The organism is Methylobacterium sp. Leaf112 (genome assembly GCF_001423295.1).
GTDB lineage: Bacteria > Pseudomonadota > Alphaproteobacteria > Rhizobiales > Beijerinckiaceae > Methylobacterium.
Genome location: NZ_LMNG01000032.1, coordinates 69,676 through 85,636, shown reverse-complemented (window position 1 = coordinate 85,636; position 15,961 = coordinate 69,676). Strand labels below are relative to the sequence as shown.

General features: G+C 72.6%; 16 protein-coding genes. 6 read left to right on the top strand and 10 right to left on the bottom strand.

Translation table 11 applies throughout. The annotated features are described in order from the left end of the window. Positions 1-279: 279 nt before the first annotated feature. The 5 genes from ASF52_RS18815 to ASF52_RS18795 all read left to right on the top strand — a co-directional run bounded on the left by ASF52_RS18815 (position 280) and on the right by ASF52_RS18795 (position 5,790). Positions 280-1,563 carry a beta-ketoacyl-ACP synthase gene (locus ASF52_RS18815; protein ID WP_056175318.1) on the top strand — a complete coding sequence of 428 codons (1,284 nt, stop codon included), beginning with the start codon at positions 280-282 and terminating at the stop codon, positions 1,561-1,563. Continuing rightward, entirely contained in the window at positions 1,560-2,312 is a 753-nt protein-coding gene (locus ASF52_RS18810; RefSeq protein WP_056175315.1) for an SDR family NAD(P)-dependent oxidoreductase, read from the top strand. The genes ASF52_RS18815 and ASF52_RS18810 overlap by 4 nt, the downstream gene beginning before the upstream one ends. Positions 2,313-2,320: 8 nt before the next feature. After that, positions 2,321-2,593 (top strand): SH3 domain-containing protein, encoded by a 273-nt coding sequence (locus tag ASF52_RS18805; protein ID WP_056175312.1) that lies wholly within the window; start codon positions 2,321-2,323, stop codon positions 2,591-2,593. Positions 2,594-2,701: 108 nt separating this feature from the next. After that, positions 2,702-3,862 carry a transglycosylase SLT domain-containing protein gene (locus ASF52_RS18800; protein ID WP_056175309.1) on the top strand — a complete coding sequence of 387 codons (1,161 nt, stop codon included), beginning with the start codon at positions 2,702-2,704 and terminating at the stop codon, positions 3,860-3,862. Continuing rightward, positions 3,859-5,790, top strand: coding sequence for a DUF2336 domain-containing protein (locus ASF52_RS18795; RefSeq protein WP_056175308.1), 1,932 nt, complete (start codon positions 3,859-3,861; stop codon positions 5,788-5,790). The genes ASF52_RS18800 and ASF52_RS18795 overlap by 4 nt, the downstream gene beginning before the upstream one ends. A gap of 60 nt (positions 5,791-5,850) precedes the next feature. Here the strand turns inward: ASF52_RS18795 and ASF52_RS18790 are convergent, their stop codons facing one another. Next, on the bottom strand, positions 5,851-6,621 hold the full coding sequence (locus tag ASF52_RS18790; protein WP_056175305.1) for an NAD kinase: 771 nt from the start codon (positions 6,619-6,621) through the stop codon (positions 5,851-5,853). A 110-nt stretch (positions 6,622-6,731) separates the two neighbouring features. Here ASF52_RS18790 and cutA point away from each other — a divergent pair, with 110 nt between their 5' ends. Then, the gene (gene cutA / locus ASF52_RS18785; protein WP_056175303.1) at positions 6,732-7,067 is read left to right on the top strand and encodes a divalent-cation tolerance protein CutA; all 336 of its coding nucleotides are present in this window, start codon (positions 6,732-6,734) and stop codon (positions 7,065-7,067) included. Here the strand turns inward: cutA and ASF52_RS18780 are convergent. From ASF52_RS18780 to crtI, 9 genes are all read right to left on the bottom strand, one after another. Continuing rightward, positions 7,046-8,152, bottom strand: a complete 1,107-nt coding sequence (locus ASF52_RS18780) for a glycosyltransferase (RefSeq protein ID WP_082515393.1) — start codon at positions 8,150-8,152, stop codon at positions 7,046-7,048. The two genes, cutA and ASF52_RS18780, sit on opposite strands and share 22 nt — an antisense overlap. A 212-nt stretch (positions 8,153-8,364) precedes the next feature. After that, positions 8,365-9,135 carry a lysophospholipid acyltransferase family protein gene (locus ASF52_RS18775; RefSeq protein WP_056175662.1) on the bottom strand — a complete coding sequence of 257 codons (771 nt, stop codon included), beginning with the start codon at positions 9,133-9,135 and terminating at the stop codon, positions 8,365-8,367. Positions 9,136-9,184: 49 nt separating this feature from the next. Further along, positions 9,185-10,726, bottom strand: a complete 1,542-nt coding sequence (locus ASF52_RS18770; RefSeq protein ID WP_056175660.1) for a phytoene desaturase family protein — start codon at positions 10,724-10,726, stop codon at positions 9,185-9,187. A gap of 147 nt (positions 10,727-10,873) precedes the next feature. Continuing rightward, positions 10,874-11,239, bottom strand: a complete 366-nt coding sequence (locus ASF52_RS18765; protein WP_244473011.1) for a DUF5615 family PIN-like protein — start codon at positions 11,237-11,239, stop codon at positions 10,874-10,876. Continuing rightward, a complete protein-coding gene (locus tag ASF52_RS18760) occupies positions 11,236-11,502 on the bottom strand; it encodes a DUF433 domain-containing protein (protein WP_056175300.1) in 267 nt (88 codons plus the stop codon). The genes ASF52_RS18765 and ASF52_RS18760 overlap by 4 nt, the downstream gene beginning before the upstream one ends. A 64-nt stretch (positions 11,503-11,566) precedes the next feature. Continuing rightward, entirely contained in the window at positions 11,567-12,769 is a 1,203-nt protein-coding gene (locus ASF52_RS18755) for an ABC transporter permease (protein WP_056175297.1), read from the bottom strand. Further along, a complete protein-coding gene (locus ASF52_RS18750) occupies positions 12,766-13,815 on the bottom strand; it encodes an ABC transporter ATP-binding protein (protein WP_056175294.1) in 1,050 nt (349 codons plus the stop codon). The genes ASF52_RS18755 and ASF52_RS18750 overlap by 4 nt, the downstream gene beginning before the upstream one ends. An 8-nt stretch (positions 13,816-13,823) precedes the next feature. Continuing rightward, entirely contained in the window at positions 13,824-14,255 is a 432-nt protein-coding gene (locus ASF52_RS18745; protein ID WP_056175293.1) for a DUF2141 domain-containing protein, read from the bottom strand. Continuing rightward, positions 14,252-15,844: a phytoene desaturase family protein gene (crtI, locus tag ASF52_RS18740; RefSeq protein ID WP_056175290.1), complete on the bottom strand. Its 1,593-nt coding sequence runs from the start codon at positions 15,842-15,844 to the stop codon at positions 14,252-14,254. The genes ASF52_RS18745 and crtI overlap by 4 nt, the downstream gene beginning before the upstream one ends. Positions 15,845-15,961: the final 117 nt, after the last annotated feature.

Below are 15,961 nucleotides of genomic sequence, written 5' to 3'. Positions count from 1 at the left end.
AGAGTTCTCTCGGGCAGCGCAGGTCCCCTCTCCTGGAAGGAGAGGGACAGGGTGAGGTGTGTGACCCTTTCGGAGAGTTCGCACACCTCACCCCAACCTTCTCCTTTCAGGGGAGGGAGCCCCGTTGCGCATCGCCCCTTGAAGCCGGGTGCCGTCCGTAACCCGCTGCCCCGACGACGGCGAGAACGCGACATGCGTTCGGATTCGGTAGGTCACGTGGGGGAGAGCGGTACCCCGGCCCCAGGCCCCAAGATCCGTGAAACGGTGTAGAACGGCGCGATGACGAACGCTTCCTTTCGCGACAGCAAGGGCCGCCCCCTGGTGGCGGTCACGGGCCTCGGCATCGTGACCTCCCTCGGCCAGGGCCAGGCCGACAATTGGGCGGCCCTCACCGCCGGGCGCTCGGGCATCCACACCATCGCGCGCTTCCCCACGGAGGGCCTGCGCACCCGCATCGCCGGCACCGTCGATTTCCTCGACACCGATCCGCTCGTCGCCCCCGCCCTGTCGCAGCGCTTCGCCGAAGCCGCCGCCGAGGAGGCCGTCGCGCAATCCGGACTCGGTCCGAAAGGCGACTTTCCCGGTGCGCTGTTCATCGCCGTGCCGCCCGTCGAGATGGAATGGCCCCAGCGCCGGGCCATGGCGGAGGCGTCGGGCCAGGACGGGCCGATCACCTACGCCGACCTCCAGCGCGCCGCCGCCAGCCGCCGCTTCGACGCGTGGCACGACCTCTTCATCTTCGGCACCGTGGCGGAGAACATCGCCGACCGGTTCGGCACCCGGGGCTCGCCCATCTCGCTCTCCACCGCCTGCTCTTCGGGGGCCACCGCGATCCAGCTCGGCGTCGAGGCGATCCGCCGGGGCGAGGTGACGGCGGCCCTGTGCATCGGCACCGACGGCTCGGTGAACCCCGAATCCCTGATCCGCTTCTCCCTGCTCTCCGCCCTTTCCACCCAGAACGACCCGCCGGAGGGTGCCTCGAAGCCGTTCTCGAAGAACCGCGACGGCTTCGTCATGGGCGAGGGCGCCGGCGCCCTGGTGCTGGAGGACGCCGAAGCCGCGCGGGCGCGGGGGGCAAAGATCCTCGGCTACGTCCTCGGCTGCGGCGAGAAGGGCGACGGCTTCCACCGCACCCGCTCCAGCCCCGACGGCGCGCCCGGCATCGCGGCGATCCGCGCGGCCCTCGACGATGCCGGTGTCGGCCCCGACGCCATCGACACCGTCAACGCCCACGGCACCTCGACGCCGGAGAACGACAAGATGGAGGCCATGGGCTGCGCCGCCGTGTTCGGGGCGCGCATCGGCCGCCTGCCGATCTCGTCCAACAAGTCGATGATCGGCCACACCCTGACGGCGGCCGGGGCCATCGAGGCCGTGGTCTCGCTCCTCACGATCACGCACGGCCGCATCCCGCCGACCATCAACTACCTGGTGCCGGACCCGGCGATCCCGCTGGACGTGGTCGCCACCGCCCGCGACGCGCGGGTGTCCCGCGTGCTCTCGAACTCCTTCGGCTTCGGCGGGCAGAACACCTGCCTCGTGCTCGGGGACGAGCCCGCATGAGCACCCGCATCCTCGTCACCGGCGGCGCGTCCGGCCTCGGCGCCGCCCTAGTGCGGGCGCTCGTCGGCGCCGGCCACGACGTCGCCTTCACCTACCGCTCGTCGGCGCCCGCCGCCGAGGCCCTGGTGGCCGAGCTGGCGGCCGCCCATCCCGACCGCGCGGTAACGGCCCACGCCCTCGACCTCGCCGACCGCGACGCCATCGAGGCGTTCTGCGCGGATCACGAGGAGACGGGCTTCTACGGCCTCGTCCACAATGCCGGGCAATCCTCCGACGCGCTGGCGGCCATGCTCGATCAGGACCGGGCGGAAGCCGCCATGCAGGTGAATTTCTGGTCCCTGACGCGGCTGGCCAAATCCCTGGTGCGCGGCATGATCCGGGCGCGCTCGGGCCGCATCGTCGCCATCGGCTCGGTGGCGGCGCTGCGGGCGAACCCCGGCAACGCCGCCTACGCGGCGAGCAAGGGCGCGCTCATCGCCTATTGCCGGACGCTCGCCATCGAATCGGCCAAGCGCGGCGTGACCGTGAACGTCATCGCGCCGGGCTTCATCGACACCGGCATGATGGCCCCCTACGCCGCCCACCGCGCCGGCATGGAGCGCCAGATTCCCGCCGGGCGCTTCGCCCGTCCGGAGGAGGTGGCGGCGCTCGCCGTCTTCCTCATGGGGGCGGGGGCCGCCTACGTCACCGGCGCGGTCCTGCCCGTCGATGGCGGTCTGACGGCGATGATGGGCGTGCACCGCTCCTGAAGCCCGCCATGCGCCTGCCCCTCATGCTGATCGCCCTGGTCCTGGCGGGACCCGCCCACGCCGTGGAGGCCTTCCGGGTCGACGGCCTGCCGCGGGGCGAGGGCCTGACGATCCGCGAGACGCCGGACGCCGCCGCCCCGTCCCTCGGGCAGGTGCCGGCCGGCGCGCACCTGCGCGGCTTCGGTTGCACCAGCGACACCCCGAGCGGCCTGACCTGGTGCCGGGTCAAGGCCGGCCCACTCCTGGGCTGGGCGCGCCGACGCTACCTTGCGCCGGATTGAACAATGTCCCGGCCGCGACCCCTTTAAGCTTCCTTTACCATAGTTGAGCAAAGTCCGACCCGAAGGACAGGCCGCCACCACGGCGCCGTGCCTTCAGCCGGACGGCGCATGTTCCTGTTCACCACGCCCCCCGCCACCGCCCGCGACACCGGCTCCGCCCGGGATGCGGGCACGCGCGCGGCGTCGGGCACGGCCTCGGGCGCCGGTTCGGCCGTCGTCGAGGCGATCCGGGACGGGGCGCAGAGCTCCGGGGTGGGCTTCGACTACCTCCTGGCGACGGCCCAGCGCGAATCCGCCCTCAATCCCACGGCCAAGGCCGGGACCTCCTCGGCCACGGGCCTGTTCCAGTTCATCGAGCAGACCTGGCTCGGCACCATGAAGAACGCCGGGCCGAAGCTCGGCCTCCAGACCTACGCCGACGCCATCACGACGCGCCCCGACGGCACCTACACGGTGGCCGACCCGGACGCACGCCAGACCATCCTCGATCTGCGCCGCGACCCCAAGACCGCCGCGACCCTGGCGGGCGCCCTGACCCAGCGCAACGGCGAAGCCCTGACGGCGGCTTTGGGCCGCGAACCCACGGGGGGCGACCTCTACGCCGCCCACGTCCTCGGGGCCCGCGGGGCCGCCGCCCTCATCAACACCGCCCAGGCCAGCCCGGCCCGCGTCGCCGCCCTCGACATGCCGGAGGCGGCCGCCGCCAACCGCAACCTGTTCTACGACAAGACCGGCCGGGCACGGGGGGCCGCCGAACTCTACGCCCTCCTGTCGACGGCCCGCACCACGGCGGGTCCCGTGGGCGCGTCTCCGGCCCAGGCGGGCGGATCGGCGCCTGCGAGCCCCATTGTGCTGCCCGAGGCTCCCACCGCCTACGCCTCCCTCGACGGGGGCCTGCGCTCCCTGTTCCAGACCGACAAGCGCCAGGGCGCCATCTCGGAGGGGGTGGCCAAGCTCTGGCAAGGCAGAGCCGCGTCGGAGCAGGGCCGGGCCGTCACCGACGGCCGACCCGCGCCGACCTACTTCCCGCGCTCGGACGGCACGGCGGACACCGTCCTGCCCGCGACAGCACCGGCGCCGACGGCGGCGGCGGCCCCTACGGCGGTCTCCGCCACCCAGGCGGCGCAGACCTCGACGCCCGCATCCGGCCCCGCCCTCGTGGACGCGCCGCTGCCGCCGCGGCGGCCGGCCGAGTTCACCACCGCCTCGGTCGCCCGGACCGGCGCCCCCCTCGATTCCTCCCTCTTCACCGCCCGGAGCGGCCCATGATCATCCGCCAGTTCCTCGCCCTGACGCAGCACGCCTCGGCCGCGCGCCGGGCGGAGGCGGCCGGCGCCCTGGTGCGGGCCACCCTGCACGGCGGCCTCGCCCCCGATACGGCGGGCGAGACCGAGGCCACGATCCTCGCGCTCCTCGACGATCCCGCCCCCATGGTGCGCCGGGCGCTGGCCGAAGCCTGCGCGGCGAGCGCCGCCGCGCCGCGCTCCCTCGTGGTGGCCCTGGCGGGAGACCTGCCGGACATCGCCGGCATCGTCCTCAGGCGCTCCCCCGTCCTCACGGATGCCGACCTCGTCGACGGCGTCGCCATCGGCTGCGAGGCCACGCGCCGGGCCATCGCCGAGCGGCGCGACCTGTCGCACGCGGTGGCGGGCGCCATGGCGGAGATCGCCGGCCCCGTCGCCCTCACGGCCCTGGTGGGCAACCACAGCGCCGGCGTCACCACCGGAAGCCTCCTGCGCCTCGTCGCCCGCCACGGCGACGACGCGGCCTTGCGCGAGGCGGTGCTGGCGCGGCCCCACCTTCCCCTCGAAGTCCGCCAGGCTTGCACGGACCGGGTCGCCGAATCCCTGGCGCGCCTCGCCGTGGCGTCGGGCTGGCTGACGCCCGCCCGGGGCGAGCGGGCCGGCCGCGAGGCGCGCGAGCGCGCGACCCTGGCCTTCAGCGTCGGTGCCCACCCCATCGATCTCGCCCGCCTCGTCGCCCACCTGCGCCGGCACGGCCAGCTCAACGCCGGCCTGATCCTGCGGGCGATCCTGTCGGGCCACATGCCGTTCGCCGAGACGGCCCTCGCCGACCTCGCCGGCCTCCCGGCGGGACGGGTCGCGGGCCTCATGCACGAGGGGGCCAACGCCGCCTACGCTGCCCTCCACCGCAAGGCCGGCCTGCCCGAGCCCCTGCTGCCGGCCTTCTCCGCCGCCCTCTCGGCCTGGCGCGAGGCCGGCCGGGGCGAGACCGCCGCCCACGGCGCCGCCCTGTCGCGCCTGATGATCGAGCGGGCCCTCACCGCCTGCGAGAGCATGCCCTTCGCCGAGGCCCAGGGCGTGATGGCGCTGCTCGCCCGCTTCGAGGCGGAAGCGGCCCGCGACGCCGCGCGTACGCGGACCCGGACGATGACCGAGCGCGCGGCCCTGGCGCCCCCGGCGGCGACGGATTTCCCCGAGGCACGGATCTTCGGCATGCCGGCGTTCGACGGACTCCTCTCCGGCCCGCAGGATTTCGACACGACGGACGTCGACGCGCAGCCCCTCGACCTGCGGGCGGTCGAGTCGGAAATCCTCGACGCCGAGTGGCGCGAGGCGCAGCAGCAGGTCCCGCCCGTTCCGCAGCACGCGGCCGCCATGAGCCGGATGCTTCGGGAGACCGCCGAGATCACCGGCCACCGGGAGCCCCCCGCGGCCGCGGTCGACCCTTCGGAGACCGCGCCGCGCCCGGAGACGCAGCCCACCTGGGGAAGGCCGACGGCCTCGGAGCAGCACGCGCCCCTGGACCTCGGGGACATGGCCCTCGCGGATTCGAACGACGCGGACTCGGAGCTTGGGGACTCGGAGCTTGGGGACTCGGAGCTTGCGGATCTGCCGGAGGCGCCCGAAGCCCCGGAGAGCCGCGAAGCCCCGCCGGCCCTCGGGCCCATCGCCGACGGCGACGCCGCGTCCGCCTCGACCGACATCCCGGACGCCGTCGCGGCCGAGGACGCGCCCGTCGCATCTCGGAGCGATCCCGTCGGCCTCATCCTCGAAGCCCTGCCGCGCGCGATCCTGGCGCAGTTCCAGGAGGACCGGGCGGAAAAGCAGCGGGCGGCCGAGCGCGCGGACGAGGCCGCCCGCGCCGCGACTGTCGCGGATATCCTCGACACGATCCCGAACGCCCTGGTGGCGAGCTACCGCGCCGACCGGGAGCGCGTCCGCCTCGCGGCCTGAGGCGTCGGCCGACGTACCGGGGAACCGGCGCCTCGGCCGAACGGCAGACCGTCCCAGGCGTCAGCCGAACTGCTCGCGCAGGATCCGCTCGTCGAGGCTGTGGCCGGGGTCGTGCAGGAGCACGAGGTTGGTGGCGTGGTCGAGCCAAGTCTCCACGGTGGCGACCCGGCGAAACTCCGTGTGGTCGGCTACCGCCGCCACGGGCCGGTGCTCGGCGTCGAGCACCTCGATGAAGATGCGGGCGTGATCGGGCAGGAGGGCCCCGTGCCAGCGGCGCGGGCGGAAGGACGAGATCGGCGTCAGCGCCAGCAGGCGGGCGTTGAGGGGAAGGATCGGGCCGCCCACGGACAGGTTGTAGGCGGTGGAGCCGGCCGGCGTCGCCGCCAGAACCCCATCGGCGATGAGTTCGGGCAGGCGCACGTGGCCGTCGACGGAGATCCGTAGCTTCGCCGTCTGATGGGTCTGGCGCAGCATGTAGACTTCGTTGAGGGCCCGCGCCCGGTGTCGGCGCCCCTCCGTGTCCACGGCCTCCATCAGCAGCGGATGGATGCGGCTGCGCTTGGTGTTCTCCAGCCGTTCGAGGAGGTCCTCCTCGCGGTACTCGTTCATGAGGAAGCCGACGGTGCCGCGGTTCATGCCGTAGATCGGCGTGCCGGCATCCATGAAGCGGTGGAGCGCCTGGAGCATGAGGCCGTCGCCGCCCAGCGCCACCACCACGTCCGCCTCCTCGGGCGGCACGTGGTCGTAGCGGCGCATCAGGGCGTCGGCCGCCTGGCGCGCATCCGACGTCGGGCTCGCGATGAACGCGATCGTGTTGAAACGCCGCGACATGAACCCTCGTCCGCCCTGTTGACCCAACCACGCTCGGCGTCGCAACGCGCCGGTGGCCGGCACACCCGCCGCTGCGCGATCACGAGACCCATCGCTGGAGGACCCATAGCATGGAGCGTCCACTCCTCGTCTACACCACCTTCCCGGATGCCGAGATGGCGCTCGCCGTCGGCGAGGCCCTGGTGCGCCTGCGTTTGGCGGCCTGCGTCAACGTGCTGCCGGGGATGCGCTCGGTCTATGCCTGGAAGGGGGCGGTGGAGCGGGCCGACGAGGTGGTGGCCCTGATCAAGAGCCGCGAGGCCCTGGCCGAGCCGCTCAGTGCCGCCCTCAAGGAACGCCACCCCTACGAGACGCCGATCATCCTACATCTTCCGGTGGTGGGCGCCGACCCGGACACGGCGGCGTGGATCGCCGAAGAGACGGATCAGGCCCCGTTCAGCGGGTAGCTCCGGCCCTTCCACACGGCGGCGCCGGCGGCCTTGCGGCGCAGGAGCACGTTCCACTGGATCGCCAGGGCGACGGCGACGGCGACGGGATGCAGCGGGATCGTCACGAGGGGCTCGCGCATGGCGCGCGTGATCGCGGCGCGCGTGCCGAGGGAGAACAGGAAGGCGACGAGCGCAAGGGCCGCCGCCCCGGGCGCGACGAGGCCGAAGCCGAACAGGACCAGCAGCAGCACCGGCAGGATGTGGGCGGTGAACAGCAGCCCGGTCCAGACGGGCAAGGCGCGCGGCGTCGCCATGCCCTCGTGGGCGTTCTTCGAGAAGCCGGCCCAGCACTCGCGCCAGGTCCGGTACATCCGGCAGGTGGCGAGCGCGTGCCCGGCCACGAGATCGGTGCGGTGGCCCGCCCCGCGCAAGGTACGGGCCAGCAGCACGCCGTCGTGGAGGAAGCCCCGGATGGCGCCGTGCCCGCCGGTGGCGGCGTAGATCGACCGGTCGACGAGGACGAGCTGGCCGCAGGCCGCCCCGAGGGACGCGCGGAGGGAGGCGCGCATCATCGGCACCGGCAGGTAGCCCACGAGGAGGAAGCCGATCATCGGCACCGTGAGCCATTCGCCGAGCGTCCCCATGCGCTGACGCGGTACCGCGCTGACGAGGGCGGACTCCGTGCGGACGGCGTAGGCGGCCAGCGCCGCCGCCGCCGCCGCCGCCAGGGTCACGTCGGCGTCGATGAACAGCAGGTGCGCCCCGCGTGCCGCCCCGGCCAGCACCGCGCAGGCGTGATTCTTCCCCGTCCAGCCCTCGGCCAGGGGCGGGATCGCCACGAGCCGCAGGCGCGGGTCGGTGGCGGCGATGTCGCGCACGATGGCGGCGGTAGCGTCGGTGGAATGGTCGTCGCCCACCAGCACCTCGATAGCGACGCCCGTGCTGGCGAGCGCCGCCCGCACGGTGTGGGCGATGGTGGCGGCCTCGTCCCGGGCCGGGATGAGGATCGACACGCGGGGCGCTTCGTTGTCAGCGCCCGGCTGATGGGATTCAGACGTCGGCGATGGGGCGCCGTGAGCCGCGAGCGCCCCCCTCTCCTGCAAGGAGAGGGCTGGGGTGAGGTGTGGGACATCTCCGGACAATCCACACACCTCACCCTGTCCCTCTCCTGGAAGGTGTGGGGACCCGTGGCTCCCACCCGACACCGGAAGGCGAGCGGTGTCGGGCACCGGCGTGCGCAGGGCGAACAGGTTCACGGCGGTGAGAATAGCCGGCAGGAGGGCAAGCAGCACCGAAGCGATCGCGAGGGCGAGGATCACGGCGTGCGGTCTTTCTCGCGCAACAGATCTTCCTCGACGCGGTGGGCGGGCTCGAAGCGGCGCCCCGTCAGGGCCGCGCGCAAGCGCCGTCCCCAATCGTACACGCCCCCGACCCCCTTGGCGCCCGAGACGAGGGCGGTGAAGCGGGCGGGGTCACGGGCGATGACGTCGGCGGCGAGGCGGTCGAGGGTCGCCGTCAGCGCCTCCTCCATGCGGGCGAGGCGCTCGGGCCGGGGGAGGGACTGGAGGTCGCAAGCTCGGATCGGCGCGCCGAAGGCGGCGCAAGCCTCGGCGCCGCGCTCCTCCCAGAAGGCGTAATCGAGGGCGAGGGGCACGAACAGGGTGTCGGGTCCGAGTTCGGGCAGGCGGGCGACGCCGCCCCGGAGGTCCAGGGGCCGAGCGCGGACATCGGCGAAGCGCCCCTGTGCGGTGATCCACATCATCGCATCCGGCTGCGCCAGGATGTTTCGCGACGAGCGGAGGAACTGGGCCGCGCCGCGCGCCGAGTCGAGGTCCACCGGGAAGGCACCGATGCGGGCGAAGATCGCGTAGCGCGCCAGCATCCGGGCATCGAACGGCGCGTAGCTCGCGCGCTTCGGAAACAGCCGCCCGGCGAGCAGGATCACCACGGCGGCATCCCACCAGGCCGGGTGGTTGCAATAGACCACGACGGGCCCGGGATGGCCGGCGCAATCCGGCACGCCCCAGCGCGCGAGGCGCAGGGCGTTCATGTGGCGGCGCAGGAACCGGTCGAAATAACCGACCATGAACCGCCATACGAACCGCGAGCGGGCCGGGGCCGACACCGTCCGGTCCCTAAGCGCTCGCCCGGTTCCCTTCGAGGGACGCGATCGTCTGGGCATCGGTATCGTGGGCGTCGGCCGCGATCCAGCCCGACATCATCACCATGGGCATGCCGGGGCCGGGATGAGCCGCGCCGCCGGCGAGGTAGAGCCCCCGCACCTGCCGCGATCGGTTGCCGGGCTTGAACGCGCCCATGAACTTGCCGTGGGAGGCGAGGCCGTAGATCGCCCCGTTCAAGACCTTGTAGCGCTCGTGGATGTCCTGCGGCGTGAGGTGGCGCTCGACGACGATGCGCTCCTCCAGGTCCGGCATGCCGGCCGTGCGCTTCAGCTTGTCGAGGATCACCTGCCGGTAGGCCGGGAACATCTTCGACCAGTCGTGATGCGGCCGGAGGTAGGGCGTGTGGACGAGGACGTAGAGGGCCTCGCCGCCCTCCGGCGCCACGCTCGGATCGGTGGAGGAGGGGGCGGCGAGGTAGGCCGTCGGATCCGGCGCCGGCTCGCCCTTGCGGTAGATGTAGTCGAACTCCTCCTCCGGGTTGCGGGAGAAGACGAAGTCGTGGTGGCTGAGGTGGTCGTAGCGCTTGTTTAACCCGAGGTAGAGCACCACGCCCGAACAGGCCGGCTCGAAGGACTTCTTCTCGTAGGCCTTGCCGACGGCGCCGCCGACGAGCTCGCGGTAGGTCCGCACGCTGTCCATGTTGGAGATCACGGCGTCGAACGGCGTGGTGCCGGCGGCGGTCCGCACGCCCTTCACGGCGCCGTTCTCGATGGCGATGCCCGTGACCTCGTCGCCCGGCCGCAGGGTGGCGCCGAGCTCGCCGGCGAGCTTCGACAACGCCTCGGCCACCGCGCGGGTGCCGCCCATGGGGTACCACACGCCTTCGGCCGTCTGCATGTGGGCGATGGCGCAGAGCACCGCCGGCGCGCCGTAGGGCGACGAGCCGACATACTGCACGAAGTGGTCGAGCATCTGGGCGAGGCGCGCGTCCTTGACCTTGGACCGGATGGTGCCGGCCACCGAGGAGCCCATGCGCAGGGACAGCACGTCCCGCAGGGTCCCGGGGTTCATGTTGGCCCGGATGTCGATGGTGTCGAACAGGTCCTCTACCGCCTTCCAGAAGAAGAACTTGTTCGAGACGCCGTGCAGGTGCTCGGAGATCTCGATGAACTTCGTGTAGCCCTCCCCGGCGCCCGTGCCCGGGGCGAACCGGTCCATGGAGGCCGCCATGGTGGGCACGTCGGCCATGAGGTCGATCCGGGTGTCGTCGTCGAAGAAGCAGCGCCATTGCGGATCGAGGCGGCGCAGGTCGAGGTAGTCGCGGATGTCGCGCCCGGCCTCCTGGAAGATGCGCTCCAGCACCTTCGGTACCGTGAGGATGGTCGGTCCCATGTCGAACCGGAACCCGCCCTCGTGCAGCACCGCCGCCTTGCCGCCGAGCCAGTCGTTCTTGTCGTAGAGCGTGACCGTGTGGCCGCGCGCCGCACTCACGCAGGCCGCCGCGAGGCCGCCCAACCCCGCGCCGACGACGGCGACCGAAGACCCAGCCCGCATGTTCACGTTACTCCCGGTGCGGACGAAAGCCGCTCTGTACGATCGAAGCTAGGCCGCCGGCGACGGGGGTCAACGCGTTACCCCGTCGCGGCGGCGTGGAGGCGCGACCGACGATCCGACGCTTGGCCCTGTCTTAGATTAGCCCTGTCACGGTAGAGGAGCGTAGGTGATGCGGCCGTCGGCCTCGATCTCCAGAACATGATTGATGAGATCGAGTCCATCGCTCAGGGCATCGAGCACGCGTCCGAAGAGTTCGATCTGTGCCCTGCGGTGGGTGTTCGGCACGATCACGATCAAGCCGTTGTGCAAGGATTGGCGCCCATAGAGACGCAGGAAATCCAAGCGGTTGTTGGTGACGAAGCAATAATCGCCCGCTTCGATCACGGGGATCAGGCTCCGATCCTGATACCCCGCGAGGCCCAGGTAGCTGACGTGATCGACGGAGTAACCGCATTCGCGGGCGACGGCCACGAGGGCGGTCGAGAGACATTCGTCGATCAGCAGTCGTATCACGCGCGGGCGTTGACCACCGCGGACTTCCAATCGGACCCGTATTCGACGGCGGCCCAGGCCTCGACAGCCGCGATCCCATCGGCCGGCAGGGCGGGATAATCGGCCCGGATCTCCAGGGGCGTGTGGCCGACGCGAAGATAGGCGGCGATGTTCTCGGCCGGAATACGCGTGCCCGCCAGCACGGGTGTTCCCCCGAGGATACGTTCATCCCTGACGATGTCCGTCAGCGCGGACTCGATCGATCGGAAGCGGGAATCGGCCATCGAAGGCTCCATCATCGTCGCGCACGATGCCACGTGTGCGCCACAACTTCAACGAGAGCCCCCCTCACGTCACCCGGCGCGAAACCAGCCCCACGGCCGCCACCAAACTCACCGCCGCGACCGCGATCATCACGCCCCAGGCGGGCAGGGCGGCGGAGACGCCTTCACCGAGCGCGGTCTGGTAGGCCTCGATGGCCCAGGCGTTGGGGGTGAACCAGCCCGCCTGCTGCAGCCAGGGCGGCATGAGGAAGCGCGGGACCATGCTGCCGCCCACCGCCGACAGCAGGAGGACGCCGAAGGTCGAGGCGAGGTGCGCCTGCTGGCGGGTGGCGGCGGCGGCGCAGGCGGCCAGCGCCAGTCCGGCCGCCATGGCGGCGACGAGGAACGTGGTGACGAGCCACGCCCCCCAGTGGGGCTTCAGGTCGACGCCGTGCAAGAGGCTCGCGGCGGCGAAGATCAGCCCGGCCTGGAGCATGCCCTGGACGACCAGGAAGGCGAACTTGCCGAGCACGATGACGGCGAGGCCGCCGGGAGCCGCGGTGAGGCGGTCGGCGAGGCCGCCCTGGCGCTCCTCCACCAGGGACATCGCCCCCTGCATGGCGGCGAACAGCAGGAACACCGCCGCGATGGCGCCCGCGTAGTAGCTCACCCGGTCGTTGCCGCCGCCCGTGGCCGTGGTGCGCAGCTCCACCAGGGACGCGAAGGAGAACGGCTCCTTGCGGGCGCGCTGCTCGGCGAAGGCCTGGGTCAGGAAGGCGCGCTCGTCGGCGCCGATCTTGCCCGTCCGCTCCACGTCGGCGACGATCCGGGCCAGCACCACGTCCGGCAGGGCCGCGTTCAGCACCCGCTGGAACTGGCCGAGCGCGATGGGGGTGGCCAGCGCCCGTGCCGGGTTCTCGACGAGCACCACGGGCTGGTCGGCCGGGGCGGCGCCGGCCGGGGCGGCATCGAGGTCGCCGCGCAGGACCAGGGCGACGTCGACCTCGCCCCGGCGCACGGCGGCGGTGGCACCCGCGACGTCGCTGACGGACAGGCGTGCGATCCGAAGCGTCGGGTCGGCCTCCAGGGCGGTGACGAGGCGCTCCGTCGTCGCCGTCCGGGCGAGGTCGACGAGACCGAGATGGATGCGGATGCGCTCGCCGATCGCGCCGGAGAAGATCGCGGCGAAGATCACGAAGATCACGGTCGGCAGCACGAAGGCCATGACCAGGGCGGCGCGGTCGCGCACGAGGCCGAGCAGCATCACCCGGAAGGCGGCGGCGATCATGACGCGACGCTCTCCTGGCGGCGAAGGCGGACGGGGTCGGCCGGGTCCCACAGGCCGAGGGCGTCGCGGTAGACCGCCTCGAGGCCGGGCGCGCGGATGCGGATCTCGGCGACGGGGACGCCCTCGGCACGCAGGGCGGCGAGCAAGGCGGCCGCGTCGAGGCGCGGGCCGGCGGCTTCGAGGCACTGGCCGGCGGCTTCGAGGCACTGGCCGGCGGCTTCGAGGCGCGAGCCGGCGCCCGGATGCGCCCGCCAGGTCAGGCCGGTGTCCACGGGGCCGAATCCGGCGCGCCGCAGGGCCGCTTCGGCGGGGCCCAGGGCGGGGCTGGACAACGCGATCTCGTGCTCGGGGGCGCCGTCGCGGAGGCGGCCCAGGAGGTCGGGCAGGGCGCCCTCGCGTACGATGCGGCCTCGCGCGAGGAAGGCCGCCCGGTCGGCGAGGCGCTCGGCCTCGGCGAAGTCGTGGGTGGCGACGAGGAGGGCGGCGCCCTCGCGGCGCAGGCGCTCCAGCACGGCGTGGATCGCCGCGCGGGCGTGGAGATCGACCCCCTGCGTCGGCTCGTCGAGGAGAACGAGGCGGGGCCGGGCCATGAGGCTCGCGGCGATGTTGACCCGGCGCTGGTAGCCCCCCGACAGCAGGCCGACGGGGCGCCCGGCGACGTCGGCGATGTCCGTGAGGTCGAGGGCCTCCGCCAGTGCGGCGCGACGCGCGTGCCGCGAAAGGCCGGCCAAGCGGGCGAACACGTCGAGGTTCTCCGCCACCGTGAGGCGGGGATAGAGGGCGATGTCCTGGGGCACCCAGCCGATGGCCCGGCGGGCGGCGTGGGTCGCGAACGGATCGCACCCGGCGATGCGCACGCTGCCGGCCTGCGGGGCGAGGCGCCCGGCGACGAGGCGCATGAGGGAGGTCTTGCCGGCCCCGTTGGGGCCGAGCAGCGCCACGGTGCGGCCGGCGCACAGGTCGAGGTCGACGCCGTCGAGGACGCGCCGGTCGCGGTAGTTCAGGGTGGCCCCCCGGACCACGACCAGGGGTGCGTCGGACGGCACGGGGGCGGTCAGCGGCGGGGCAGGGCGCGGACCAGGCGCACGCGCAAGGCCAGCCCGGGCTCGCGCACGGCGATCTGGGCACGGGCGAAATCCGGCCGGGCCGTGCGCTCGGGCGCCCCGGAGAAGCCGTAGGGCTCGGTGGGCAGGCCGAGGCCGGTGCGGTCGAGGCGGCGGTCGCCGTTCAGGTCCTGGAACGCCGCCACCGCGTAGGCGCCGGGCGCCACACCCTCGAACACTACGCGCTGGCTCGCGGCCCGCACGGGCGCGTCCTGGCCGGTCCGGCACTCGGCCTCCGACAGGCCGCCCTGGCACAGGGCGACGTAGAGTGTGGAGGGCACGGGCTCGATCCCATCCACGGTCACCTCGACGGTGGCCGCCCGAGCGGACCCGGCGATGAGGCAGAGGGCGAGGCAGGCGGCGCCCGCGATGAGATGCGTCACGCGGCGTCGCCGGAGGTGGCGAGCGGCGCCGTGTTCGGCACGCCGGCCGCTTCTGCGCCGACGCGGCCGGCCGACAACTCCTCGATGAGCAGGCGGGCGGTGATGCGCGCGCCCTCGTAGATCACCGGCAGGCCCGAGCCCGGATGGGTGCCGCCGCCGACGAGGTAGAGGCCGGGCCCGAAGCGGTTGTGCGGGCGGAAGTAGAGCATCTGCATCAGGTCGTGGGCGAGGTTGAAGGTGGCGCCTTCGTGGACGAAGAAGTCGTCGCGCCACTCCGTCGGGTCGACGATGCGCTCGTAGCGGATGCGCTCCTCGATGTCGCCGAGGCCGAGGATCTTCAAGCGGTCGAGGACGAGGCGGCGATAGGTCTGCCGCGTGGTCGCCCAGTCGATGTCGGCCTTGAGGTTCGGCACCGGCACGAGGACGTAGAGACTCGTGTGGCCGGGGGGCGCCATGCCGCCGTCGGTGAAGCCGGCGTGCTGGACGTAGAGCGAGGGCTGCATCGGCAGGGTGCCACCGGTGATCTCGCGGATGTTGCGGGCGTAATCCTCCGACAACAGGATCGTGTGATGGCCGAGCGCCTCCGGCGCCGGGCCCTCGATCCCGAGATAGAGCATGAAGGTCGAGCACGAGAGGCGCGCCTTTTCGATCTTGGCGTCGCGCCAGCGCGGGCGGTGCGACTGGGGGACCAGATCCTGGATCACCTTGGCGAAATCGCCGTTGATCACCACCGCGTCGGCAGGGATCGTCTCCCCGCCGCAGACGACGCCGCAGGCCTTCTTGCCCTCGAACAGCACCCGGTCGACGCTGGCGCCGAGGCGGATGTCGACGCCCATGCGGCGCGCCAGCCCCGCCATGGCCTCCGAGACGGCGCCGCAGCCGCCGACGGGGTGGTAGACCCCGTGCTCGTATTCGAGGAACGACAGGATGGTGAACAGGCTCGGGCACCGGAACGGCGACATGCCGAGGTATTTGGTCTGGAACGCGAAGGCGAGGCGCACGCGCGGATCGGCGAAGTAGCGCTGCAGGTCCTTGTCGACGCTGCGCCCCGGATGGAGGTGGGGCAGGGCGGCGATCATCGCCGGGGAGGCCATGCTGCGCAGGGTGTGGAACGCCTGCTCCAGCACCGGCTTGAAGAACTTCAGCTTGACCCGGTTGTCGGAGAAGAACTTGCGCACGTTCTTGGCGTCGTCCGGCGCGATGCGGGCGACCTCGGCCTCCAGGCGCGCCATGTCGTTGGTGGCCTGGATCGTGCCCGAGATCCCGCCATTCTCCTCGAAGACGAGGTGGTATTGCGGATCGAGACGTTCGAGCTTGACGTGGTCCTCCAGCCGCTCACCGCAGGACTCGAAGATGTCGGCGAGAATCTGTGGATAGAGGAAGAAGGTCGGTCCGATGTCGAAGCGGTACCCGCCCGGGGCCTCGACGGTCTTGGTCCGGCCGCCCACCGCCGGGTCCTTTTCAAGGAGCGTGACGTGGACGCCCGCCCGCGCCAGCAGCAGGGCCGTGGCGAGGCCGCCGGGGCCGGCGCCGACGATGATGACCCGGCGTCCGGACAAAGTCCGCAAGCCATCCCGTGACTGCAGCAACGCTCACAACTCCCCATCGATCGCCTGGATCACGCCCCCTGGCCCGATCCGGCTTTACCACGCACACCGACCGGCACACGGGTGCAATCTTGAGCGTAGCGACCGGCAGGGCAAGAG